Annotated in this window: 23 protein-coding genes; 10 read left to right on the forward strand and 13 right to left on the reverse strand. The window is 39.3% G+C overall.

Annotation, left to right across the window (positions count from 1 at the left end):
• The first annotated feature begins 86 nt into the window (after window positions 1-86).
• The gene (locus PVK71_RS10265) at window positions 87-740 is read left to right on the forward strand and encodes a glutathione S-transferase (protein WP_274418346.1); all 654 of its coding nucleotides are present in this window, start codon (window positions 87-89) and stop codon (window positions 738-740) included.
• Between the two features lie 7 nt (window positions 741-747).
• Here PVK71_RS10265 and PVK71_RS10270 read toward each other — a convergent pair whose 3' ends face one another.
• The 7 genes from PVK71_RS10270 to PVK71_RS10300 all read right to left on the reverse strand — a co-directional run bounded on the left by PVK71_RS10270 (window position 748) and on the right by PVK71_RS10300 (window position 4,634).
• Window positions 748-1,212: a GNAT family N-acetyltransferase gene (locus PVK71_RS10270; protein WP_274418347.1), complete on the reverse strand. Its 465-nt coding sequence runs from the start codon at window positions 1,210-1,212 to the stop codon at window positions 748-750.
• A 122-nt stretch (window positions 1,213-1,334) separates the two neighbouring features.
• Window positions 1,335-1,784, reverse strand: coding sequence for a GNAT family N-acetyltransferase (locus PVK71_RS10275; RefSeq protein WP_274418348.1), 450 nt, complete (start codon window positions 1,782-1,784; stop codon window positions 1,335-1,337).
• Entirely contained in the window at window positions 1,785-2,003 is a 219-nt protein-coding gene (locus PVK71_RS10280; protein ID WP_274418349.1) for a DUF6500 family protein, read from the reverse strand.
• An 18-nt stretch (window positions 2,004-2,021) separates the two neighbouring features.
• Window positions 2,022-2,882, reverse strand: coding sequence for a sulfurtransferase (locus PVK71_RS10285; RefSeq protein WP_274418350.1), 861 nt, complete (start codon window positions 2,880-2,882; stop codon window positions 2,022-2,024).
• Between the two features lie 36 nt (window positions 2,883-2,918).
• The gene (locus tag PVK71_RS10290) at window positions 2,919-3,710 is read right to left on the reverse strand and encodes an SDR family oxidoreductase (RefSeq protein WP_274418351.1); all 792 of its coding nucleotides are present in this window, start codon (window positions 3,708-3,710) and stop codon (window positions 2,919-2,921) included.
• Between the two features lie 9 nt (window positions 3,711-3,719).
• Window positions 3,720-4,139, reverse strand: coding sequence for a GNAT family N-acetyltransferase (locus PVK71_RS10295; protein ID WP_130044558.1), 420 nt, complete (start codon window positions 4,137-4,139; stop codon window positions 3,720-3,722).
• A gap of 48 nt (window positions 4,140-4,187) precedes the next feature.
• On the reverse strand, window positions 4,188-4,634 hold the full coding sequence (locus PVK71_RS10300) for a GNAT family N-acetyltransferase (protein WP_274418352.1): 447 nt from the start codon (window positions 4,632-4,634) through the stop codon (window positions 4,188-4,190).
• A 186-nt stretch (window positions 4,635-4,820) separates the two neighbouring features.
• Here PVK71_RS10300 and PVK71_RS10305 point away from each other — a divergent pair, with 186 nt between their 5' ends.
• Window positions 4,821-6,497, forward strand: a complete 1,677-nt coding sequence (locus tag PVK71_RS10305) for a chitinase (protein ID WP_274418354.1) — start codon at window positions 4,821-4,823, stop codon at window positions 6,495-6,497.
• 66 nt (window positions 6,498-6,563) lie between these two features.
• Here PVK71_RS10305 and PVK71_RS10310 read toward each other — a convergent pair whose 3' ends face one another.
• On the reverse strand, window positions 6,564-6,998 hold the full coding sequence (locus PVK71_RS10310) for a hypothetical protein (RefSeq protein ID WP_274418357.1): 435 nt from the start codon (window positions 6,996-6,998) through the stop codon (window positions 6,564-6,566).
• Between the two features lie 107 nt (window positions 6,999-7,105).
• Complete coding sequence (locus PVK71_RS10315; RefSeq protein ID WP_274418358.1) at window positions 7,106-8,662, reverse strand: BCCT family transporter; 1,557 nt, start codon at window positions 8,660-8,662, stop codon at window positions 7,106-7,108.
• A 329-nt stretch (window positions 8,663-8,991) separates the two neighbouring features.
• Here PVK71_RS10315 and PVK71_RS10320 point away from each other — a divergent pair, with 329 nt between their 5' ends.
• The 3 genes from PVK71_RS10320 to PVK71_RS10330 are packed head-to-tail and all read left to right on the forward strand — an operon-like array spanning window position 8,992 to window position 11,453.
• On the forward strand, window positions 8,992-9,381 hold the full coding sequence (locus tag PVK71_RS10320) for a PepSY domain-containing protein (protein WP_274418360.1): 390 nt from the start codon (window positions 8,992-8,994) through the stop codon (window positions 9,379-9,381).
• 33 nt (window positions 9,382-9,414) lie between these two features.
• Window positions 9,415-10,071, forward strand: a complete 657-nt coding sequence (locus PVK71_RS10325; RefSeq protein ID WP_274418361.1) for a response regulator transcription factor — start codon at window positions 9,415-9,417, stop codon at window positions 10,069-10,071.
• Between the two features lie 17 nt (window positions 10,072-10,088).
• The gene (locus tag PVK71_RS10330) at window positions 10,089-11,453 is read left to right on the forward strand and encodes an ATP-binding protein (protein WP_274418362.1); all 1,365 of its coding nucleotides are present in this window, start codon (window positions 10,089-10,091) and stop codon (window positions 11,451-11,453) included.
• A 60-nt stretch (window positions 11,454-11,513) separates the two neighbouring features.
• Here PVK71_RS10330 and PVK71_RS10335 read toward each other — a convergent pair whose 3' ends face one another.
• The 4 genes from PVK71_RS10335 to PVK71_RS10350 form a co-directional block, all read right to left on the reverse strand.
• A complete protein-coding gene (locus PVK71_RS10335; protein ID WP_274418363.1) occupies window positions 11,514-12,791 on the reverse strand; it encodes an LssY C-terminal domain-containing protein in 1,278 nt (425 codons plus the stop codon).
• Window positions 12,792-12,812: 21 nt separating this feature from the next.
• The gene (locus tag PVK71_RS10340; protein WP_274418364.1) at window positions 12,813-13,544 is read right to left on the reverse strand and encodes a glycosyltransferase family 2 protein; all 732 of its coding nucleotides are present in this window, start codon (window positions 13,542-13,544) and stop codon (window positions 12,813-12,815) included.
• 407 nt (window positions 13,545-13,951) lie between these two features.
• Window positions 13,952-15,994, reverse strand: coding sequence for a sensor histidine kinase (locus PVK71_RS10345; RefSeq protein WP_274418365.1), 2,043 nt, complete (start codon window positions 15,992-15,994; stop codon window positions 13,952-13,954).
• Entirely contained in the window at window positions 15,991-17,412 is a 1,422-nt protein-coding gene (locus PVK71_RS10350; RefSeq protein WP_274418366.1) for a sigma-54-dependent transcriptional regulator, read from the reverse strand. The genes PVK71_RS10345 and PVK71_RS10350 overlap by 4 nt, the downstream gene beginning before the upstream one ends.
• A gap of 281 nt (window positions 17,413-17,693) precedes the next feature.
• Between PVK71_RS10350 and PVK71_RS10355 the strand changes: the two genes are divergently transcribed.
• The 5 genes from PVK71_RS10355 to PVK71_RS10375 are packed head-to-tail and all read left to right on the forward strand — an operon-like array spanning window position 17,694 to window position 22,277.
• Entirely contained in the window at window positions 17,694-18,515 is an 822-nt protein-coding gene (locus PVK71_RS10355; protein ID WP_274418367.1) for a substrate-binding domain-containing protein, read from the forward strand.
• A 3-nt stretch (window positions 18,516-18,518) separates the two neighbouring features.
• Window positions 18,519-19,217 carry an ABC transporter permease gene (locus PVK71_RS10360; RefSeq protein ID WP_130044569.1) on the forward strand — a complete coding sequence of 233 codons (699 nt, stop codon included), beginning with the start codon at window positions 18,519-18,521 and terminating at the stop codon, window positions 19,215-19,217.
• A 12-nt stretch (window positions 19,218-19,229) separates the two neighbouring features.
• Window positions 19,230-19,937, forward strand: coding sequence for an energy-coupling factor ABC transporter ATP-binding protein (locus PVK71_RS10365; protein ID WP_130044570.1), 708 nt, complete (start codon window positions 19,230-19,232; stop codon window positions 19,935-19,937).
• Window positions 19,915-20,499 (forward strand): molybdenum cofactor guanylyltransferase MobA, encoded by a 585-nt coding sequence (gene mobA / locus PVK71_RS10370; protein WP_274418368.1) that lies wholly within the window; start codon window positions 19,915-19,917, stop codon window positions 20,497-20,499. The genes PVK71_RS10365 and mobA overlap by 23 nt, the downstream gene beginning before the upstream one ends.
• The gene (locus PVK71_RS10375; protein WP_274418369.1) at window positions 20,496-22,277 is read left to right on the forward strand and encodes a bifunctional molybdopterin-guanine dinucleotide biosynthesis adaptor protein MobB/molybdopterin molybdotransferase MoeA; all 1,782 of its coding nucleotides are present in this window, start codon (window positions 20,496-20,498) and stop codon (window positions 22,275-22,277) included. Before mobA ends, PVK71_RS10375 begins: the two co-directional genes overlap by 4 nt.
• Window positions 22,278-22,422: the final 145 nt, after the last annotated feature.

The raw sequence follows: 22,422 nt of genomic DNA on the forward strand, positions 1-22,422 counted from the left end.
ATCCAGATCATAAAGAAATAAAGGTGAAACCAAGGATTTATTCCATTAATATGATTTAAAACACGTTAGCTTTTGAGTATTTAATCATGACAATGCCTATTCTTTACTCCCTTCGACAGTGCCCTTATGCGATGCGTTCTCGTTTGGGCATTTTACATGCACAACAAACTGTGGTGCTGCGTGATATTGATATGAAGAATAAACCTGAAGAAATGCTATCGATTTCACCAAAAGGTACGGTTCCTGTATTGCAGCTAAGTGATGGTAAAGTAATCGACGAAAGTCTTGATGTGATGATTTGGGCACTCACTCAATCTGATCCTAATAACCTACTCTATTCACATGATAAGCAGAAACTCCCCCAAATGCTTGAGTTGATCCATCGAAGTGACACTGAGTTTGTTGATGCATTACAAAAATATCGCGCCGCTTCTCGTTATCGCGATACCAATGAAGAAGAATGCAGAGAGCGTTGTTGTAGATGGTTAATGGAAATCGAGCAGGCTCTAAGTCAGCATGCTTATATTATGGGAGAGAAAGTCAGCTTGATGGATTACGCTATCTTACCCTTTATTCGTCAGTTTTCACGAGTTGATAAGAAGTGGTACACTCAAGCTCCACTTCCTTATTTAAGAGCGTGGTTGGTGAATCATTATAATGATCCGACTTTCTCAAAAGCGATGTTTACCTACCCAAAATGGCACAAAGATGCAGATGACATAATTTTTTGTGATTTTTAAGCATTGTTCAATACCCTATTTGGCCAGAATAAAGCAGCGAATGCTCCATATCTACAAAATGCTCATCTTCACTAATGATCTGATAGCCTAATCCTTGATAAAAACGAATCGCTTTAGGGTTATTTTTAAAAGAAGATAAACTCACTTTTCCAACGCGATCACTAAAATGGTGCTGATAGCATTTCATGACTGAGCCACCAACCCCTTTGTTTTGATATTTTTTAAAAATAATAAACAGATGAACATGAGCTTTACTTTGCTCTAAGTGAGTACAAATTAGTCCTAAGCGCTCTCCACTAAACATAACCCAATCAAACCACTCTTGAGGGTATGACTCAATGAATCGTTGTTGTTGAAAAGTTTCATCCCAACCAAGTGAGTGTTCAATAATGGAATGAAAGTACGTTTTATATATCCCAAACAGTGAGGGGTATTCACACAATGTGACTTTTTTAAACGTAATTCTTTCCATTGAATCATCCTTTATTCTCAATCGTAGCTTCAAAATACTACTGATAACGGTTTAGTTATAGGTTTATGCTGCCTTAATTGTAGACCATAAAGAGCGATTCTTTTTTAGTGTGCCTAAGCTCTTTATGCCCCTTCATCGATGATGTGTTTTATAAATCTAATTTTACTTTTATCTGTTGACCCTTCTTCGTCATAACCAGAAATATGGTAGCCACTAGAGATTAATAGCTGCAACATTGCGGGGTATCGATTCATAGACTTGACACTAATCGCTTTATAACCCTTCTCATGTGCCCACGATTCCTGAGCTAAACGTAGCTGTGTCGCGATGCCTTTTTTACGAGCAGTAGGTACAACACCACCAAGCCAACTGTAAAACTCAAGATTTGATAACTCATACCCCATTTTATACGCCACAGGTTGGCCATTATGCGTCGCTATTAAAATCAAATGCGGTATATCACGTAAGCGTTGTTCTAGTTTTTCTTTGGTATTTCGACCATCAAATTCTGGGATCTGAGCATCAACCGTAAGTACATCTTCAATTGTGCCTTCACGGACTTCTATGTTCATTTATAACCCTTCCTTCACCATTGCTTTTATTTTCACTGCTTTTTCAAAGTGATCTAATTGATGTGTCGAGATCCACCACGTTGCCGCTTCCATTAATAATTCCGGGTCACTGTTTTTATTGGCAAAGAAAGCATAAAAAGATAACCCCACATTATCACCTTTTTGCTCTATTTTCTTATCACATACTTCGATGATTTTTTCTCTTAAAGTGTCTCTCATTGATCACCCTTATTTTAATTACTCAATCGGCAACGAATGATTGCTTCCCCAATCCGCCCAAGAACCATCGTATAAAACAACGTTTTTATAACCTATGGACACGGCTGCTAACATCAAAATACATGCTGTTATGCCTGAACCGCAACTGAAGTAAATTTTCGTATCTACTGAAGGTACGCGTTCCTCAAAAATAGCTCGTAATATCTCTTCATCTTGATAGGTATAATTATCTAACAACATAGAAAACGGGAGATTTTTAGAGCTTGGAATATGGCCACTACGAACACCTTCACGTGGCTCTGGTGCTTTGCCTAAATAACGCAGTTCTCCACGAGCATCTAAAATTGCAACATCGGTATTTATTACGCTAAGTACTTCGTCCGAGTCACACGCTAAGCCTTTCACCACTTTCGCAGTCGCATTACCTAATAACGATGTTGTTGTGTATTCTGATGCTGTCTCTCTTCCCTCTTTGAGCCATTGAGGTAATCCACCATCCAAGACATAAACATGTTCAAACCCCATTACCTTAAACGTCCACCACGCTCTTGGTGCAGAATAGATACCTTGGTTATCGTATATAACAACCATTGAATCAAAATTAATACCTAGTTTCTGTATTGCCTGAGTAAACTGCTCTTCATTAGGAAGCGCATGGATTTGAGAAGAAGTATGATCACAAAAGTCAGCTTCTACATCCAATTTACGCGCTGTAGGTAGGCAAGAAAAAGTATCATAAACTAACGGTTCTTTACCTACGACATTCGCCATATAGGCATCCACAATAACGAGATTCTCATCGTCAATATGCTGAGCTAACCATGTTGTTGTTACTAATGATTTAGCTACTAATGGTTTAGTTTCAATTGGATTACTCATTATTCTGTCCTTAATTTGAATCGCGTTTTTTGTTAATTAACATTCATCGTAAGTAATTTGCATTACATCAGGGTAAATGAACTCATAACCCAATGCCTTTTTAATTTTTTCATTACTGATAATCTTAAACGTTTGAGTGTCTGATTCGATAAACTCAGGTGTACTCACCCCTATTCGCTGAGTGGCTTGAGTATAAAACTCGCGTTTACTTGGGTGGCTATCAGCACACGCATTAAATAAGTCGTTCCATTTTTCTTGTTTGATTATCTGTGTAATTAACTCAACGCAATCATCTTGATGGATCATATTTACTGGGGCATCAGGGTTACTCACAGAACGCCCGCTTTTTTGAAAAAATCGCCCTGGATTTCGTTGGTAGCCCACTAAACCGCTAAAGCGGATCACCGTTGTTGTAAATACCGATGATTGGAAAAATAACGATTCAATTTGAAATAACGCAGAAGATTCAGATGCCGCAATTTCTTCAGTAACCACGCCATTATTATCCGCATATACCGAGGTTGAACTAACAAAAACCACATGCTTAATAGATGAAGACTCTAAGATACGGATCAAAGCGCCAAAGCCAGTTTGATTCTTAGATGGGATCGCGATAACTAGAATATCTGAATCTAGAAATGCTCCCCATGATTGCTCTGTTATCTCACCATCGATATCCAATACAAATGGAGTGACAGAGGTAGCTTCTAAGAACTCTGTTTTTTCTTTGCTGCGAACTGAGCCTTTAACCGCAAAACCATTAGTTACCAGATGTTTTGCTAGCGGCAAGCCGAACCAGCCACACCCTAATACACTGATTGATGTCATGATCTTTCCTTAGAATAGCTTCAACTGACTTTCATCGGATAAAACCCATGCACTGTTGTGCGCTTCAAACCCAATTTTTGGGTAATAACCTTCTGCTTGTGGGGCTGCTAACAAGATCAACTTACAGTCAGGAGAAACTTCTTCTTTTGTCACTAGAATAAGGTACTTACCTACCCCCATTGATTGAATGCTCTCATCAACAGCGAGATCCGATAAATAACAACAGAAATTAAAATCTGTTACTGAGCGAGCAATACCAATGAGTTCGCCATCTCCCCATGCCGTAACAATCAAATTTGAGTTATCTAACATAGCTTGTATTTTTTCAATATTATCAATGGGGCGACGTACTCCTAAAGAGGTTTTCTTTAGCAAGGTAATAAACTGCTCAGCACTAATAGGTTCATTGACTTTATAATCGATTTCCATATTCTTTCCGTCTCAATATTGTTAATTCTTTAAAGACACAATAACAAGTTATTCAGTAATATCTAGGGCAAGAACCAAACGATCTTCACCAATATCAAAATAGTCTTGCTCTTCCTCTACTAAGTAAAAGCCATATGATTGATATAAGGTATACGCTCCTGTGTTTTTAGGGCACACCGTCAATAATAATCGCTTATATTGTTTGGCATTCTCAATCGCTGTTTCTAACAATTTTTTACCTAAACCACCACCTTGTGCGCTCTTTGATACTGCCAACGATAATACCCAAGCATCTCCTTTAGTTGCACTCGATGGCACTTGCAACACATACCCTGCAACCTCACCTGCTTTTTTAGCCACAAGTAAACCATCAGACCAACAGTCAAAGGCTTGTCGAATAAAAAAAGAAGGATATCCATGCGTACCAAACGCTTCTGTTTCTATTTCATAAACTTTCTTTAAATCAATTTTCTCTGCTGCTCTGACACTTATCATTAATATATTTCCCTGACTGTAACGCTAATCACATTGCGAATATGCTTTTACTTATAATTTATACTCTTTGAAACAACTCGCATAGTTAAAACTGATTTACATTTCTAGATAACCGAACTTTATAAAAACTCCTATAGTTATTCCAACTTATTTTTATTCTATAAATAACGACAAGGAAAGTGCTCCATGTTTAAATTGGCTATATTACCATCACTACTTGCCTGCAGTTTTGCAGCCAATAGCTTTACCATGAACCCTCAACCAGATCCTGAAAACCCAACAGGTTATGTTGTATCTAAAGCTGAAATTAAGGCTGCTGAAGATGCTAAAACATTAGACCCTATGTACGACGTATGGGCTAAAGCGCTAGAAACATTGCCAAATGCTGCAGTAGAAGCCATTGATGCCGGTGTTGCAACCAACCCAGCCAACGTAAAGCGTGTTGAGCGAGTTTTCCCACAATCTGAATGGTTCTTCTTAACTCAAATGGCAGCGCCTGAATATACGTATACTCGTTTCTTACGCGCTATTGGTAAGTTCCCTGCTTTTTGTGGTGACTATACAGATGGACGCGACGCTGATGCCATTTGTAAAAAATCAATCGTAACGGCATTCGCACATTTCTCTCAAGAGACTGGTGGGCATATTGCCGTTGATAACGTGTCAGATAACCCTCTTGCGCTTGAAGAATGGCAACAAGCCTTAGTTCATGTTCGTGAAATGGGATGGTCTGAAGGTCAAGAAGGCTATACCACAGGTTGTGGTCAAAATGATTGGCAAAATAAACGTTGGCCATGTGCGGCTGGTGAAGGCTATTTTGGTCGTGGTGCAAAACAATTATCGTACCACTTTAACTACGGCGCTTTCTCTGAAGTCATGTTCGATGGCGATGCTACTGTATTACTAAATAACCCTGGGTTAGTTGCCGATTCTTGGCTAAACCTAGCATCAGCCGTTTGGTTCTTCTTAACCCCTCAAGCACCAAAACCTGCCATGCTGCATGTTATCGACCGTACTTGGACCCCTTCTCAACGAGAAACTGATGCAGGCATTGGCTACGGATTTGGTACGACAATTAATGTCATTAATGGCGGTATTGAATGTGGAGAGCAGAACAAAGACAAAGGCCAACCAGTTAACCGTATTCGCTATTGGGAAGGGTTAGCGCAACATTACCAAATTCCAGTTGAAGCAGATGAAGCAAATACGTGTTGGCAACAAACCCCTTATGGCAGTTTGAACTTAAATGGTGCGACCGATGTACTTTACACTAACTGGGATGGTAACTGGAAATACTACCCTGATCGTCCAGAAGGCGCTTCTTTTGAATGTGAATTAGTCGGCTTCCAAACTGCATATTCCGCACTTGTTCCTGGTGACTATGAAAAATGTATCACTAACTTCTATGAGTCTCACGCTAACTGGCCTGTAACTCGTGTTGTTGAAACGCTTCCAACGGATCCATCAGAGCCAACCGACCCGACGGATCCAACAAACACGTGGGATGCAGGCAAGGTTTATAACACTGGCGATCAAGTGGTTGTAAATGGTGTAACTTACCAAGCTAAATGGTGGAACCAAGGTGATAACCCTGCAACGAGCACAACAGGTGTTTGGGAAGTGATCAGTGGTACTCCAACAACGCCTGTTGACCCTACTCCAGTAGAGCCGACGCCACCAGCACCGGTAGAACCAACACCTCCTACTGAACCAACAGATCCATCATCTACATGGGATGCAACAGCCACTTATAATACGGGTGACCAAGTAACCGTTAATGGTGTTACGTATCAAGCTCAGTGGTGGACTCAAGGTAATAACCCTGAAGCTTCTGGTGAATGGGGAGTTTGGAGAAAGCAATAATATTTTCGATATAAATGATTAATAGAAAATATTACGGTGGGTCGTTATTAACGGCCCATCTTTTATTTATACTCTCGTCTGAGCTAATTTAAGATAAGAATGAAGTTCACCATTTTTATACTCAATAGCAGAGTGAATATTCACCTTAACATTAGCCACGATAATAAAATCGTATTGGTTTTCATCTTTAAATATAGAGACGTGTAATAAGCCATCATCTAGCTTCCAATGGCCTACTGTTTTTAATCTATCAAACAAGGTAAATTCAGTTACACTGCCATCTGCTTTAAAGATAAGCTCAGTAATATAACCAGCAGTACATGTTTTTATCCAATGAGATTCAAAGATCTCATCAAATGAAAAATCCCTCTTATCTCTCCCCCACGTAGCGAACTCTATTTCTGGTATATCACAGTGAGATAATTCATGACGTTCAGTAATCGGAGTCCTGTTTACTTCTCGCAAAAATAATTGTTGCAGCACGGCTTTTTTAGTTGGCATGCGTAGCACCTGAAATAATCAAATCCCCATAATAAAAAAGGCTTACCACAATGTCTGCGATAAGCCTCTCATTCAATCAAAACGTTTTATTGACTCGTAATCAATAACTACACAGTCACACTCTTAGTGCAGTCTACTGACGATTTGCTTTCTTGCTCAACTTTTTTCATTTTTAATACAGCAATAGGCGCTGAAATAAACGTAAAGCCAAGTAAGATTGAAACTGGAACCGCCGTGATCACAATGAAAGATTGTAGAGCGTTTAATCCACCATCCCCTGCAATCAATAATACGCCGGCAACAATACCCATCATTAACGCCCAAAATAGACGTTGGAAACGTGATGGTTTATCAGTTCCCTCAACAGCCATTGCAATTGAATATGCCATTGAGTCACCTGTTGTAGCAACAAACGTCGTCGTAAGCACTAAAAATGCAGGAATTAATAACCAGCTTAGTGGTAATTGCTCTAATGACGCTAACAGTACTGCAGGTAAACCCGCTTCTTGTAATGGTCCAGAGATGCTACCTGGGGTTTGTAACTCAAGGAAGATCCCTGTACCACCCAGTGCCGAGAACCAAAAGTTTGTCGCAATAGGAGCAATAATTGCCACGGTAATCACTAACTCACGAACGCTACGACCTTTAGAAATTCGCGCAATAAAGATAGCCATCATTGGTGCAAAACCAATAAACCATCCCCAGAAGAACCAAGTCCACCACGAGTTCCATGCAGGATCTGCGGTGCTTAAGCTCATTTCCGGTAGGTGTTGAATATAGTTACCAAATGCAAGACCAAACTCAGTAAAGATAAAGCTTGTTGGGCCTAGTACCAAAATGGCTACTAATAAAGTGACAGCGCCAATAACATTCATTCGGCTTAACCACTGTAAGCCTTTGTCCATCCCCGTAAAGGCTGAAACTGAATAAATTGCCACAATCATAGATAAAAGACCGATTTGACTCATCAGTGAACTTTCAAGTCCTGTCAGTACCGTTAAGCTGTAACTAAGTTGCGTTGCTAAGAAACCAATTGGACCAATAGTACCAGCAGCAACTGCAATAATTGAGCAAGCATCAATCAATGAGCCTAACCAATGATTTTCAAGTTTGTTACCTAAAATTGGATATAGCAAAGCACGGGGACGCAATTTAACACCACAATTATAATGAGCGTACATTAGTACGATCGTACTTAATGTGCCTAATACTGCCCATGCTAGAAAGCCCCAATGCAAAAAACTTTGGCTTAACGCAGGCGCTACGGCTGCAAGGGTGCCAGTTTTAACATCAGAAAAAGTTGGAGAAGGTGTAATGAAGTGAAAGATTGGTTCAGCAGCTGACCAGAAAACGCCACCGCCTGCAAGTAAGGTACACATGATCATTGCGACCCATTTGAACGTACCGAACGTTGGTTTTTCTTCACCACCCATCTTAATTTTGCCATAACTGCTCATCGCTATGATAAGAGCTAAAACAAATGTGATGATCATTAACCACTGCCACCATAACCCAAACATGGTCGATGCTGACATAAATAAGGTTTGAATCGTTGCTGTAAATGTTGAGAGATCAACAAGAGCAAAGAGAAGGAATAAAAGGATAAATCCTATAGTAAGTGTTGGAACTAGTTTATCGCTATTTTCATTGCTATTTTTAAACATGGGTATCCCACTTGATGCGTGAGGGATGGGACTCTAACAGCTTAAAAAACGTAAAACCAGTGAAATATTTTTAAAAAAGGCAGAAAAACAGTCAAATATTTATGATTGTAATCACTAAATTTAAAATTTAACCCATAAAATCAACAACCTATAAAATACACCATAAAACACCACAACAACCCATAATAATTTACACATTTATCAAAATAACTCATTATGATTAGAGAATATTGAACTTTTCTTATTGGATTTTCTTCTGAATAAAATTCATGTTCTATTCATCTTCACTGTTTTATACTGATGCTGTATTGACTTAATTAGGAAGCATCATGCTAAAAAAATCAGCCTTATACCTTGCTGCCCTATTCACTTTTTTTCCATTATCACAAAGTGCTTTTGCTAATGCTCATCCTGATGGACATCAGCTCATTCAAGATGTTCATCAAAATGGCGCTAAAATAGATATCGATGAAGATCAAGATGAAGTTTATGACGCGGTTCAAGCCGGTTTAGTAAAGCCATTTTCTGAGCTTTACGCTATGGTCGCAAAAGACTTCCATGGCCGAATTATCAAAGTGGAACTAGATGAAGACGACAATGAATGGACCTATGAATTAAAGCTGGTACATGAAAATAATATAATCAAAGTCGAATATGATGCGGCAACGTTAGCAATCACAGAGATCAAAGGCCGCGATATTCGCGCAGCTCTTAAATAACAACAAAAAAAGATAATCACTAAGAGAATAATAATGAAAATTTTAGTTGTAGAAGATGACCCACGCTTAGGTGAACAAATTGTAGAAACCTTAGAGAGTGCTGATTGGGTTCCAGAATTATCTCAAGATGGTGTCGATGCTTTATATCGTGCAACAACTGAGGAGTGGGATGCGATTATTCTCGATCTTGGCCTACCAAAGTTAAATGGGTTAACCGTATTAAAAAGTATTCGTGACGAAAACATTAATACCCCAGTTATTATCTTAAGTGCCCGTGACACACTATCTCAACGCGTCGAAGGCTTAAATGCTGGGGCCGATGATTATTTGACCAAACCTTTTGAAATGGTTGAATTGATCGCTCGTATTCGCGCTCAATTACGTCGCGCTTCAGGTAACGCTTCTCCAATTCTAAAAATTGGTGATTTAAGTTTAGATACACGCAGCTCAAAAGTACTTTGGCAAGACCAAGCAGTCAGCTTAACGGCATTAGAGTACAAGGTTGTTGCTTATTTTATGCACAACCCTGAGAAAGTTATCTCTAGAACTACCTTGGTTGAACACATTTATAAACAAGATTTTGACCGTGATTCAAACACAGTCGAAGTATTTATCGGTCGTATTCGTAAAAAAATAGCGCCACAAATTATTAAAACGGTTCGTGGTCTTGGCTATCAACTAAACCCTTAAAATATAAAAGGTCTACTGTGAATACATCACCGAGACAATTCAAAGATACCTTCAAAAAATTGAGTCTAAAAAGCCGCTTGCTTCTTGCTGCGGCTTTTTGGCTATCTGCCATGATATTTGCTGCGGGAATTGGTATCCCTAAATTAGTAAATGATTATCTAGTCCAAGATGTAAAAAGTCAGCTATCACTGTCAATGGATGAGATCACCGCTAATATCGAAGTGAATAACAAAGGCAATCTCATTATGCCATCGCGTTTATCTGATCCTCGCTTTAGTCAGCCTTACAGTGGCCTTTATTGGAGCGCCTCAACTAAAGGTGATGATCTTCGTTCTCGATCTTTGTGGGATAAAAAGCTCACATTCAAAGAAGATAATTTATCTATTAACCCAAAAGTGAAAGGCGCTAATAACGAAGAACTTATTTATATACAAAAAAATATTTACCTTCCTGAAATTAAACAGCCAATAACCATCACTGTTGGTCTTGATGAAGATCCATTAGAAAAAACCTTACATCAACTTACAGGCCAGCTCTGGATCATTCTTGGCTTATTATTTAGTGGGGTTCTATTTCTTATCGGTATTCAAGTCAGTTGGTCACTTCGCCCTCTAGCTAAAATGCAATCTGAGTTAGTTACGCTACGTAAAGGCGAACAACAGGCATTAAGTCAGCATTATCCTCAAGAAATCGCGCCATTAGTTTCAGATCTCAACGCATTATTATTTCATTACCAAGAGTTACTTGAGCGCGCTCGTCATCATGCTGGTAATTTATCTCATTCATTAAAGACGCCTCTATCGGTACTTAAAAATGAATTAGAATATTTGAGTATTGAAGATAAAAATCGGTTATCTGATCCTATTGCTCAACTACAAGCACATATTGATTATCACCTTAGTCGTGCTCGCATGGCAGGTTCAATGAATATCCTCTCAGTAGCCACCTCACCCTCTGAACGAGTAGATGCGATCTCAATGGCGTTTGATAAAGTCTATGCTGAACGTGAAGTGATATTAATAAATGAGTTAGACAGTGAAGATCATATCGCCGTCGATAAAACCGATCTCGATGAAATGCTAGGAAACTTACTTGAGAATGGATATAAATGGGCGCATTCAATGATCCGTGTTCATTCTGAGCAAGTTGAAGGAAATCAAATTCAAATCATGATTGAGGATAATGGTGAGGGTATTCCTGAATCAGAGTTTGAGCAAGTCATTAAACGCGGTATCCGTTTGGATGAAACGACTCCAGGAACAGGTCTTGGGCTAAATATAGTGAGTGAAATGGCACACAGTTATCGCGGTTCGCTTGAGTTATCAAAGAGTGCAATAGGAGGACTAAAAGCCACCCTAAGATTCCCACTAGTAAAAGAATAATCGTTTTTCTACTTTACTAAAAATCGTATTCAGACAACCTAAATTAGGGTCAAAACGACCCTAATTATTTGCGATGAGTAAACTGTGTGATGAACCAATGACTAATATCTTTCCATCAGAATAGTAATCATGTTGTTCATCTTCAGTGATCGGTTCTGCATAAGCTATATTTAAGGTCGTTAAATCAAGAAAAAGAGTATCAATACTCGTTTTTAATCGTTCTCTTTCCTTATCAACATTCGGATCAATGCTATGTAACATAGTCACAATACCTCGATAAGCGGTAATCGTTAACCCATCATCGTAACTTAATGCCCCTAACCATACTTGTTCATTATTTTCGTTCTTACCTGCACTCCACCACCGAATATGGCTTCTCTTTAATAAATCGCCCGGTAATTGAAATGCCATATCTTGTATACGCCCATTCCAGAATAGATCAGAAACCGGTGGCGTTTTATTCTTGATGAGTGAAAGGTAATCAACAAATTCAATATCATCACGAGAAAATGTTTTATTCTCAATCCAACCTAATGTCACCATTATGGATTGAGGATGATGCCCAATAAGTGCGATATTAACCGCTTGAGCATCAAAGAACGAAGACACTCCAGGGAAAGCTTTGAAGGATATTTTTGTTTCATCGAAATGCAATGGTTCAAGTATTGGTTTTTCTATTACATCATCAGCGACCCAAAAAAAATGACTATAATTCAAATAAATAATAGCACTCACAACCACTGCTACTGATTTCTTGCCAATATTTTTCCATTGAAACTTCTTTGCAATCACGAAAAAAATAACTATCAGTAACAAGGTAACTATTGATTGTTTATGCTCCGTGGCAAATAGAGTTATATCACTCATCCATGGAAAGACATCAATCCCATAAGAGAGTAAATACCCCCATAAGACGAATTGACCCACGCCAAGTAGTAATCCAATAGATGCAAACAATGAAAATCGTCGCCACTCGATATTATTTACCCCAGCGATAAAGGGAACGATCCAAGCCACTGGTCCTAATAAACGAGCAAACAGTAAGACCGAATTACCTTTTCTCTGAAGTAACAAGCGACAGCGAGCAATGGGACGGCGAGTTTTTGGCTGCCAGTTCATTAATCGTGCCTGAGCCTTTCGGCCAAAGCGACGTCCAATCCAATAACTGAGTTGATCACCAATAAGACCACCAAGCAATACCGCAATAACGCCAGTCCAAACTCCTTGATAAAGCTGAAATCCTGCAGCAATTAAGAACGGCTCACCCGGAACAAATAAATTTGGCCCTATGAGCGCATCCAATAATGCGCCCGTAAATAATGCCATAGAATCATACATAAGCAATTTTACCTATGCTGACTATTTTTGCTCAGAATAATGACCGAATTTACATTCCATCTCGTTATTGCGCATCTCACCAAAGAAAAAACGGCGAATATTGGCTTTTAAATACGTAGCTCCCATCGTAAATAAGCCATCTTGGTCTAATCGACGTGGATCAAACTCAAACGTCATTGGCAAAAATCGAAAACGCCACGTTTGACTCGCGCGTTTTACATAATCACAGTCTTCACATAGGGTGATCTTTTCATCAAAACCTTGCAATTCATTGTGCGCACGCTTTGTTGAAAAAATACACGCCCCTACGGCGGTTGGAAAAATGAATTGAGTAGCAAATAAACCTAAGTTAAATAAGCCGTAGCCTACTCGATGAGCAATAGGAAGCCCTTTAGAGCCCATATAAACACCAGCAACTTCTAATTTTTTCTCAGCTAATTGTGTTGCTGCTTTCTCGATAAAATCTGTTTTTAGGCTTACGTCGGCATCTAAAAATAGTAAGCGTTCATGCTTAGCGAGTGATGCGCCAGTATTACGACCTAAGCTAACACCACGTTTATCCATTTTGTGGATTGTTAAATCAGGAATGCTCGCTTCAAAGGCCTGAGCAACTTCACATGTGGCATCTTCGCTGTTTGAATCAACAATGATCACTTCAAAGTTTTGATTTGTTTGTTTTGTTAAATCTTCTAATAAACGGCCAATGCGTTTTTCTTCATTTAGGGTGATGATTACAATACTTAGTGGGCTCATCTTTATATTCTCCATTTATTCGCTATAAAAGTAACTTGGAATAAATAATACAAAGCAATGGCTTAATAAAGCATGAGTGGTTTGTTCATGTTCCATTCATATATAAAAATAAATCTCAAAAATGAATAATTAGTACAAAAAACAGGCTTTTTTAGAAGAGTGAATAATATTAAAAAGAGAAAGAAAGGAAAGCCACACGTCTCAAAATGTGGCTTGATTTGGAACTGTTCGGGGTCATAACCGGACGTGCTAACTATCTAATATCACTCATTAAATTTCAAGACTTTTTATAAGCACTCCGCTTAAAAAAAAACCAATTTGAGACCTTGGTGCATAAATTTGTGAGTCAGATAACATTTATTTTCCGGTCATTCTTACTCGCTGCCCAACACATCTTAGAATTACGATTAACCCACCAAATTATCGTATTGTTGTTGATTAGACTTAGTTGGCAAATAAACCGTAAATACCGAGCCTTTTCCAAGTTGCGAGCGAACTTTAATTTCCCCATCCGTTTGGCTGAGTAAACTCTGAGATACAGAAAGACCAAGCCCAGTACCCTCTCGTTTGGTGGTATAAAATGGGTCAAAGATCCGACTTAATTGCTCTGAAGTCATTCCACTACCAAAGTCTTCCACTTCAATAATAGCACCACGTTCTTCGCCTTCTTCACACCATGTACGGCTTCGAATGATCAACTTCCCTTTACTGTTCATGGCATGAATACCATTCATCTGTAAATTAACCAATACTTGTAGAAGATGATGGCGATTCACTTCTACTCGTGGTGGCTGTTCAAAGTCAAACTCCACCTCAATATCTCGCTTATGCGCCCCAGTTCGAACTAAGGTCACACTCTCTTCAATGATAGGGTTAATGTATTGCCAAGTAACTTGATCTTGAATTCCACCTTGTCTGCTATACTGCAACAAACTACGCGTGATATTACGAATTCGATCTATCTGCTCCATTATCGCATCAAGCTCTTCTGAGATAACTTCTGCGCCCTCTCCCAACTCATACTTAATTAATTCTGTATTGCCTAAGATTACTGCGGTTGGGTTATTAATCTCGTGCGCAATACCTGCAGTAAGCTCCCCTAAAGAGGCCAACTTCTCACTCATGATTAACTTATCTTGAGCTTGTTTGAGCAACTTAATATATTGCTTTAACTCAATGGTTTTTTCATGCAGACTGGCTGTTCTTGATTCAACTTTTGATTCGAGTTCTTTTGAGGCTCGTTGAATCTCCAAGTTTCGTTGCTGAAGTTGATCAAGCATGTTGTCAAACTGCTGAGCTAAACTTGCAAGTTCATGATGATTATTAAGACCTAAATCACCAATACGAACCTCTTTTCCCATTTGTACTGATTTAACAACATAATGAATTTTTTCTATTGGCTGAAAGAGATCCCTCGCACCTCTATGCACAAAAATAGTCGATAATAAAAGAGTAATTAATATTGTTACTCCTGCCTCAACTAAATTTTGTAAATATTGCTTTAACAGTGGCCATTCAAGATAACCGGTATAGAGCATTCCGATCACCTTATCATTCATGTCTCTAATTGGTTGATAAGCCGAGATATACCAGTCGTTATATACATAAGCTCTATTAACCCAGCGATCTCCGTTTTCTATTACGTTGTTTTTTACTTTCGTAGATACCGTCGTTCCGATAGCACGGCCTTGATTAAGTGATTTATTCGCAAAATCATTATGTAACGGTACGTTGGTACTAATACGTAAATTATCTAGAAATAACGTTACCGTCCCATAATTATCAGCGGCTAAATCGCCCTCTGGATAAATTAAGTCTCGAATACGATCAACTAAAAACGTGCTGTTATTTAAAAGAATACCGCTATCTACAATCCATTCTAAATGGCCATGCTCATTAAAAATAGGAATTAAAGTGCGACTGATTAGTCCTCGCTTTTCTATGCTATTGTCTTCTTTATTGACAACATAAGCTTTAGAGGCCAATACAGGTGAAATATTTTTTAAATCATCTTGCTCCATGACTTGGAAAAATGTCCGAGAGATCCCTAGCGACAATGCTTTTACAATAGTTGCAGGTAACTGATCAGCATAACTAATAGGATGAAGCGCTATATAATCTGAATTATATTTCCCTGCTTGATCCCTTACCCAATTTGTAAAGTCAGAATCTCTCTCTTTTAGTTTAACTTGAAATTGATAAGACTCAACAAAGCCACGAAGTTCAGCTCCTTGCTCTTTCTGCAAAAAAACAATGCTATTATTGGCGACAGAAAGTTTACTTCCTACATCATTAAGGGCGTTTTTCCACGTATAATGTACCGACCAAAACGCGGTAATCACAACAAGCGCTAATAGCGTTAAAAACAATGGGACTGAGTTTAACCACAGTAATCGATACCTCACCATAGTTTGAACACGTCGCTTCCATAACGACAAAGACAGTATCATGCGATTTCTTCACTCCACTCTTTAAATTTTCTTTCTAATGTTTTACGAGCGACACCAAGTTGCCTTGCAGCAGCAGATTTATTTCCATCATGCAGCTCCACCACCGTGATGATGTGCTTCTTTTCAACTTCTTTTAATGTCCATTGCTCAGGGTATTCATCCATTTCCGGCATGCACGTACATTCCGTAGGCTCTTTATCTAAGCTTTGTTCTTGGTTAGATGATTGTTGCTGCAATGGCACATCACCTTGAAGACTAACCCAATGTTCTACTGGCGGTTTACCCAGTAAGATACAACGCTCAATCATATTTTTCAGCTCACGGATATTACCGGGCCAATCATACTGAGCCATAGCAACGATATCTTCGTGGGCCCAATGAATCGGTTTTAATCCCATTTCTTTTGCTATCATGTGTGAAAAATGTTCTGTTAAACAGGCCAAGTCCGCTTTACGTTCACGCAAGGCTGGCAGTGAAACGGTAAGAACATTTAAACGATAAAAAAGATCTTTTCTGAAATTACCTTTTTCTACTTCTTCAAGTAGATTACGGTTGGTTGCTGCTACAATACGAACATCAACTGGAATTTCTTTTTCAGAACCTACTGGTCGAATGGCTTTTTGCTCTAAAGCACGTAAAAGAGATGATTGCATTCCTATTGGCATTTCTCCAATTTCATCTAAAAATAGAGTTCCACCATTAGCAACTCGAAATAGCCCTTCACGCCCTTTTTTAGCTCCTGTAAACGCCCCTGACGTATGACCAAATAATTCACTTTCAAGAAGATCAGGCGCAATAGCACCACAGTTAAGAGGGACAAACGGACCGTTACGGTGACTTAATTGGTGTAAACCACGAGCCACAAGCTCTTTACCTGTACCTGATTCACCTTCAATAAGAACTGCTGCAGTTGATGGTGCAAGTTGAGCAACCATCTGTTTTAGCTCTATGGTTTTTTCTGCATTACCGATCATCTCAATTGGGTTATTTTTTTCCACTTCTCGTTGCAGTGCAAAATTAGTGCGTTCAACTAAACGACGATCCATACAACGCTTCACCGCTTGCAGCATATTTTCGAGGTTAAACGGTTTTAAAATAAAATCAGCAGCACCTAAACGTAACGCCTGAATTGCAGTATCTAATTCTGCGTATCCGGTCATAAATATGACGTCGTAGTTTCGAGAGTCAGAAGCTATGCTCTCTTGCCATTCTAATCCAGTTTGGCCCGGTAAGTTAATATCAAGAATAATCAAATCAAGATGGTGAGATTGACGAATAGCTTCTGCATCTTCAATGGTTCCTACAGTATGAACCTGTCCAAATTGTTTGCTTAATGCTTTTTTTAGTATCGTCTGCATACCTACTTCATCATCAACAACAAGTACTGAAAATGCATTCCAATCTAATTTCGAGACCATAGAGCTTCCTAATTTATACGCTTCAAAGAGATATGTGGGTCAAAATGTCCTAATTATTCTACCCTGTATTCTACAAAATGTATCCTTTCATATGAGACATTTTGTCCTAGTCACATTTTTTGTAGGGCTTTTATGCCAGAATACCCATCAATCGCTTAAATATCATTAAGTTAAAGATGATACTATCAATATTATTTCTGGCATAGTGATTGCTTTAATGGCGATGAGTCTATTCATTTATTGCACTTGCAGTAATTTTAATAACACTACATGGATATAACATGAACAATAAAATCAGTACGTTTACAGTAATGGCTACACTGGCTCTTGGTTCTTTTTCTGCAACGAACGTATATGCAGATGATGCTAGTATCGTTCGTCTTGCAACGACAACAAGTACTTACCACTCTGGTTTACTTGATTACCTATTGCCTGAATTTAAAAAAGATTCTGGCTACGAAGTTCAAGTATTGGCAGCAGGCACAGGTAAAGCGCTAAAAATGGGCGAAAACGGTGATGTTGATTTAGTAATGACTCACGCTCCTAAAGCTGAAGCAAGCTTTGTTGAAAAAGGCTATGGCGTTGATCCCAAAGCATTAATGTATAACGATTTTGTTCTAGTTGGCCCTAAAGCTGATCCTGCACACATCCACGATATGAAAGACGTGACTGCGGCATTCAAGAAAATGGCTGAATCAGACGTTACTTTCGTTTCTCGCGGTGACGACTCAGGCACAAACAAAAAAGAATTGATTTTATGGTCTCAAGCTAAGATTGAACCAAACTTTGGCGGTTATAAAGCAGTAGGTCAAGGCATGGGCCCAACATTAAATATGACCTCTGAGCTACAAGCTTACACATTAACAGACCGCGGTACTTGGCTAGCTTACCAAAACAAACTTGATCTTGAGATCATGGTTGAAGGCGATAAGCGTCTATTTAATCCTTACCAAGTTATTCTAATTAACCCTGAGCGTTACAAAAATCTAAATACGAAAGGTGCGCAAGCATTTAGCGATTGGTTAGTAAGTGACAAAGGCCAAGCAATGATCGATAGCTTTACTCTTAATGGTAAAAAACTGTTCACTGCGGACGCTAAATAATCCATGACTATCTTAGCCACCTCTCACGAAGCCATTCAATTACTGTTTAGCGGTGATGCTGCATTATGGAGCATCGTTGGTGTTTCATTCTCTGTCTCACTATTTGCAATGGCGGTTGTGTTATTGCCAGCACTCTTGTTGGCGTTTGCGCTTGCGTATGGCTCGTTTCCTGGGCGGTGGCTACTGCTCTCTATTATTAACACGTTACAATCTGTACCTACTGTTGTAATTGGCTTATTGCTATACATGGTTCTTTCTCGATCTGGGCCTCTTGGCGATTGGCAACTACTTTTTACTCAAGAAGCGATGATCATCGGTCAAATGTTCATCTGTTTTCCTATCATGGTTGCCATGATGCACGGCGCATTTCAACACAGTGACCGACGTGTATGGGAAACCGCATTTACCCTCGGCGCTTCATTACCACGTGCTTTTGGTAGTTTAATTTGGGAAACGCGATTCCCTATCCTAGCAGCCGTTATTGCTGGGTTTTCTCGAATTATTACTGAAGTCGGCTGCTCTATGATGGTCGGCGGTAACATCTTTAATGCAACACGAAACATTCCAACCGCAATTGCTATGGAAAGCCAAAAAGGTGCGTTTGCTCAAGGGGTTGCCCTTGGTATGGTGCTATTAATTTTAGCTTTGGTATTAAATTTTTTACTCTCTATCACTCGTGGTAAAGGGTATTTACGTACTTAGTAGGCATAAAAAATGACAATAAGAATTACTGCCGATAATCTATCGATGCGATTTAATGATCGTGTGCTTTTCCATATCCCACATTTATCATTAGGACCAAAAGAGTCTGTCTATTTACGTGGCGCTAATGGTGTAGGTAAAACAACACTACTTAAGATTTTATCTGGATTACAAAACCCAACGACTGGCAAGCTTAATCTTAATCAACCCCATTGGACTGCACGCTTATTTGGTCGCTCAGGCAATAACCAAATCGTGTACCTTCATCAAAACCCATTTTTATTTGATGGTACCGTTTTCGATAATGTTATTTATGGCATGAAATACACCACCATGAATAAACTTGAAAAACGCAATATGGTGATCAATGCGCTACGCATGGTTGGTCTTGAAACCTTAGCTGACGAACATATTTCTGTTTTATCTGGTGGTGAAAAACAACGTGTCGCTATGGCACGAGCTTGGGTGCTAAAACCTTCTATACTGCTAATGGACGAGCCGAGTGCTAGTGTTGACCAAGAATCCATCGATTTATTGGTTATTATGGCGAAAGATCTCCTTGAACGTGGCTCTAGCATTGTCGTCACTAGTCACCAAACCAACGCATTAACTGAAATTTGTCATCGTCAATGGACCATTTCAGACGCAAAGCTGATAGAATCAACCCCATTAAAAGTGATCGTTAGCAAGGATAAATATGCTCCAGCCAAAGCAAACTAGTTGGGTAATTTTAGCGGGTGGACAAGCTCGTCGTATGGGCGGTAAAGATAAAGGGTTTGTTCTATTTCAAGATAAACCGTTAATTGAGCACGCTTTAGATACATTAACACCTCAAACTGACCAGATTGCCATCAATGCTAACCGCAGCACTGAAGAATATTCACGTTACGCGGTCACCTTTCCAGATCAGTTTAGTGAATACCCAGGTCCATTGGCAGGAATGCATTCTGGCCTAATAAATATGAACTCTGACTGGGTTGGATTTATTCCTTGTGATTCCCCTAACCTTCCGAGCAATTTGGTTTCATTGCTTTGCGATGCGGTAAAAGAAAACACTGATATTGTTGTTGCTCACGATGGTGAGTACATGCAACCTGTCGTCACTTTAATGCACAAACGCATTATTCCTAAAATTGATGCCTTCTTAGCGCGCGGTGACAGAAAAATCATCCTATTATACAAAGAGTGTAATACTGTATTTGCTGATTTCTCTGACTACCCTAATGCTTTTATCAATTTGAATAGCCCTCAAGAACTCGAACAATTTGGATCTTTATTATGAGCTTAACGACTGCGTCTATCCCTTTATTGGGTTTTGCTGCTTATAGCGGCACAGGTAAAACGACATTATTAGAAAAGCTATTACCAAAACTGACTGATATGGGACTAAAAGTCGCAGTCATTAAACACGCTCATCATAATTTTGATATCGACCAAGAAGGTAAAGACAGCTACCGCTTACGTAAAGCGGGTGCAAGCCAAATGTTGATTAGCTCTCGTTTTCGTAATGCGTTGATTACTGAAACGCCTGATGAAGAAACGACCTGTCAACAACTCATCAATAAGTTAGATCAAACTGAACTTGATTTGATTCTTATTGAAGGCTTTAAACAGCTGCCATACACCAAGATTGAATTGCATCGTGATGAAATAGGCAAGCCTTGGATTTTCCCAGAAGATAACAACATTATTGCGATTGCCTCTGATTCCAAAGCTGAATCAGAACTACCGCAAATGGATATCAATGATACAGATGCTATCACTGCGTTCATTGTTGACTACGTAAAACAGCATCAGCATAAACAACAAAGTGATTTATCAGCTAATTGTGATGAATTATCTCCTGCGTTTTTATCTGTTAGCCAGGGAAGAGCTAAGATTTTAGAAGCAATCACTCCTCTAAATTCACAAAGTGACGTGTCTTTAGTTGAGTCGATTAATGCATTAGCTGCTCAAGATATTTTATCGCCGATTAATGTTCCTCAACATAACAATTCAGCAATGGATGGCTATGTGATTTGTGGTGATGATTTAGAGCGTGAAAACTATACGGTCGTTGCCGAAATCATGGCAGGTCACAGCTATGATCGCTCTCTTCAACACGGTGAAGCCGCAAAAATCATGACGGGTGCACCAGTGCCTGAAAATGGCAATACCGTGATCATGCGTGAACAAGCGATTCAAGAAGGTGACCAAGTACGTTTCGATGCGGGTAAGTCAGGCATTCGTAAAGGGCAAAACGTTCGTCTAGCTGGTGAAGACCTTGCTATAAACCAAACCTGTGTAGCAAAAGGTTCACGCATTACCGCGCCTGAAGTGGGCATGCTTGCGTCTTTAGGTATTGCTTCTGTCCCTGTTATCGCGAAAATAAAAGTCGCTATTTTTTCGACTGGTGATGAAGTTCAAGCGCCGGGTGAAGCACAAAAAGCCAACTCTATTTACGACTCTAACCGCTTTACGCTGACTGCGTTATTACAGAAAATCGGTTGCGAAGTGATTGATTTTGGTATCATTGAAGACAGTGAAGCCGCTTTAGAATCAACGCTTTCTCAGGCATCACAACAAGCAGATATGATTTTATCTTCTGGTGGTGTGTCGGTTGGTGATGCGGACTACATCAAAACGATTTTAGACAAACTAGGCAATATTAATTTCTGGCGTATCAATATGCGTCCGGGGCGCCCTCTTGCCTTTGGTCATATTGGTGATACTCCGTTCTTTGGTTTACCGGGTAACCCTGTTGCGGTAATGGTGGCGTTCTTACAGTTTGTTGAGCCTGCACTTCGTAAACTTCAAGGCGAAGATAACTGGAAACCTGAGACTTTTACGGCAATTGCTAAAGAGTTTATTCGTTCTCGCACTGGCCGAACTGAATACAGCCGTGGTATTTACTCGATTAACCAAAATGGTCAAATGGAAGTGGTAACCACAGGTAAGCAAGGATCGGGCATCTTACGTTCAATGAGCGAAGCCAACTGCTTAATTGAGGTGCAATCTGAGGTTGAGTCGGTGGCTATTGGCCAGAAAGTGACGATTATTCCGTTAAACTCACGGGTATAACACTTTGTATATTTCTTAAACAATATCGAATCTAGCCTCACGTTTGTGGGGCTTTTTTATCATTCTATTTCTTATCTTTTCTGACTTCAGTCTCGTTTTTGCTTTTTTCTAAAACAATCAAAAGAGAAGCTTATATATTTTCAAG

The sequence above is a fragment of the Aliivibrio sp. S4MY1 genome, assembly GCF_028765545.1.
In the GTDB taxonomy this organism is placed as follows: Bacteria; Pseudomonadota; Gammaproteobacteria; order Enterobacterales; family Vibrionaceae; genus Aliivibrio.

Excerpts from the sequence above, each read along its gene's own strand:
- PVK71_RS10350 (WP_274418366.1), bottom strand. The coding sequence starts at position 17,412 with ATGGTCTCGAAATTAGATTGGAATGCATTTTCAGTACTTGTTGTTGAT.
- mobA (WP_274418368.1), top strand. The coding sequence starts at position 19,915 with ATGCTCCAGCCAAAGCAAACTAGTTGGGTAATTTTAGCGGGTGGACAA.
- PVK71_RS10265 (WP_274418346.1), top strand. The coding sequence starts at position 87 with ATGACAATGCCTATTCTTTACTCCCTTCGACAGTGCCCTTATGCGATG.
- PVK71_RS10295 (WP_130044558.1), bottom strand. The coding sequence starts at position 4,139 with ATGGAAATCGATTATAAAGTCAATGAACCTATTAGTGCTGAGCAGTTT.
- PVK71_RS10320 (WP_274418360.1), top strand. The coding sequence starts at position 8,992 with ATGCTAAAAAAATCAGCCTTATACCTTGCTGCCCTATTCACTTTTTTT.
- PVK71_RS10315 (WP_274418358.1), bottom strand. The coding sequence starts at position 8,662 with ATGTTTAAAAATAGCAATGAAAATAGCGATAAACTAGTTCCAACACTT.
- PVK71_RS10270 (WP_274418347.1), bottom strand. The coding sequence starts at position 1,212 with ATGGAAAGAATTACGTTTAAAAAAGTCACATTGTGTGAATACCCCTCA.
- PVK71_RS10340 (WP_274418364.1), bottom strand. The coding sequence starts at position 13,544 with ATGAGCCCACTAAGTATTGTAATCATCACCCTAAATGAAGAAAAACGC.
- PVK71_RS10290 (WP_274418351.1), bottom strand. The coding sequence starts at position 3,710 with ATGACATCAATCAGTGTATTAGGGTGTGGCTGGTTCGGCTTGCCGCTA.
- PVK71_RS10305 (WP_274418354.1), top strand. The coding sequence starts at position 4,821 with ATGTTTAAATTGGCTATATTACCATCACTACTTGCCTGCAGTTTTGCA.
- PVK71_RS10345 (WP_274418365.1), bottom strand. The coding sequence starts at position 15,994 with ATGATACTGTCTTTGTCGTTATGGAAGCGACGTGTTCAAACTATGGTG.
- PVK71_RS10285 (WP_274418350.1), bottom strand. The coding sequence starts at position 2,882 with ATGAGTAATCCAATTGAAACTAAACCATTAGTAGCTAAATCATTAGTA.
- PVK71_RS10365 (WP_130044570.1), top strand. The coding sequence starts at position 19,230 with ATGACAATAAGAATTACTGCCGATAATCTATCGATGCGATTTAATGAT.
- PVK71_RS10275 (WP_274418348.1), bottom strand. The coding sequence starts at position 1,784 with ATGAACATAGAAGTCCGTGAAGGCACAATTGAAGATGTACTTACGGTT.
- PVK71_RS10325 (WP_274418361.1), top strand. The coding sequence starts at position 9,415 with ATGAAAATTTTAGTTGTAGAAGATGACCCACGCTTAGGTGAACAAATT.
- PVK71_RS10375 (WP_274418369.1), top strand. The coding sequence starts at position 20,496 with ATGAGCTTAACGACTGCGTCTATCCCTTTATTGGGTTTTGCTGCTTAT.
- PVK71_RS10355 (WP_274418367.1), top strand. The coding sequence starts at position 17,694 with ATGAACAATAAAATCAGTACGTTTACAGTAATGGCTACACTGGCTCTT.
- PVK71_RS10300 (WP_274418352.1), bottom strand. The coding sequence starts at position 4,634 with ATGATAAGTGTCAGAGCAGCAGAGAAAATTGATTTAAAGAAAGTTTAT.
- PVK71_RS10280 (WP_274418349.1), bottom strand. The coding sequence starts at position 2,003 with ATGAGAGACACTTTAAGAGAAAAAATCATCGAAGTATGTGATAAGAAA.
- PVK71_RS10310 (WP_274418357.1), bottom strand. The coding sequence starts at position 6,998 with ATGCCAACTAAAAAAGCCGTGCTGCAACAATTATTTTTGCGAGAAGTA.
- PVK71_RS10360 (WP_130044569.1), top strand. The coding sequence starts at position 18,519 with ATGACTATCTTAGCCACCTCTCACGAAGCCATTCAATTACTGTTTAGC.
- PVK71_RS10335 (WP_274418363.1), bottom strand. The coding sequence starts at position 12,791 with ATGTATGATTCTATGGCATTATTTACGGGCGCATTATTGGATGCGCTC.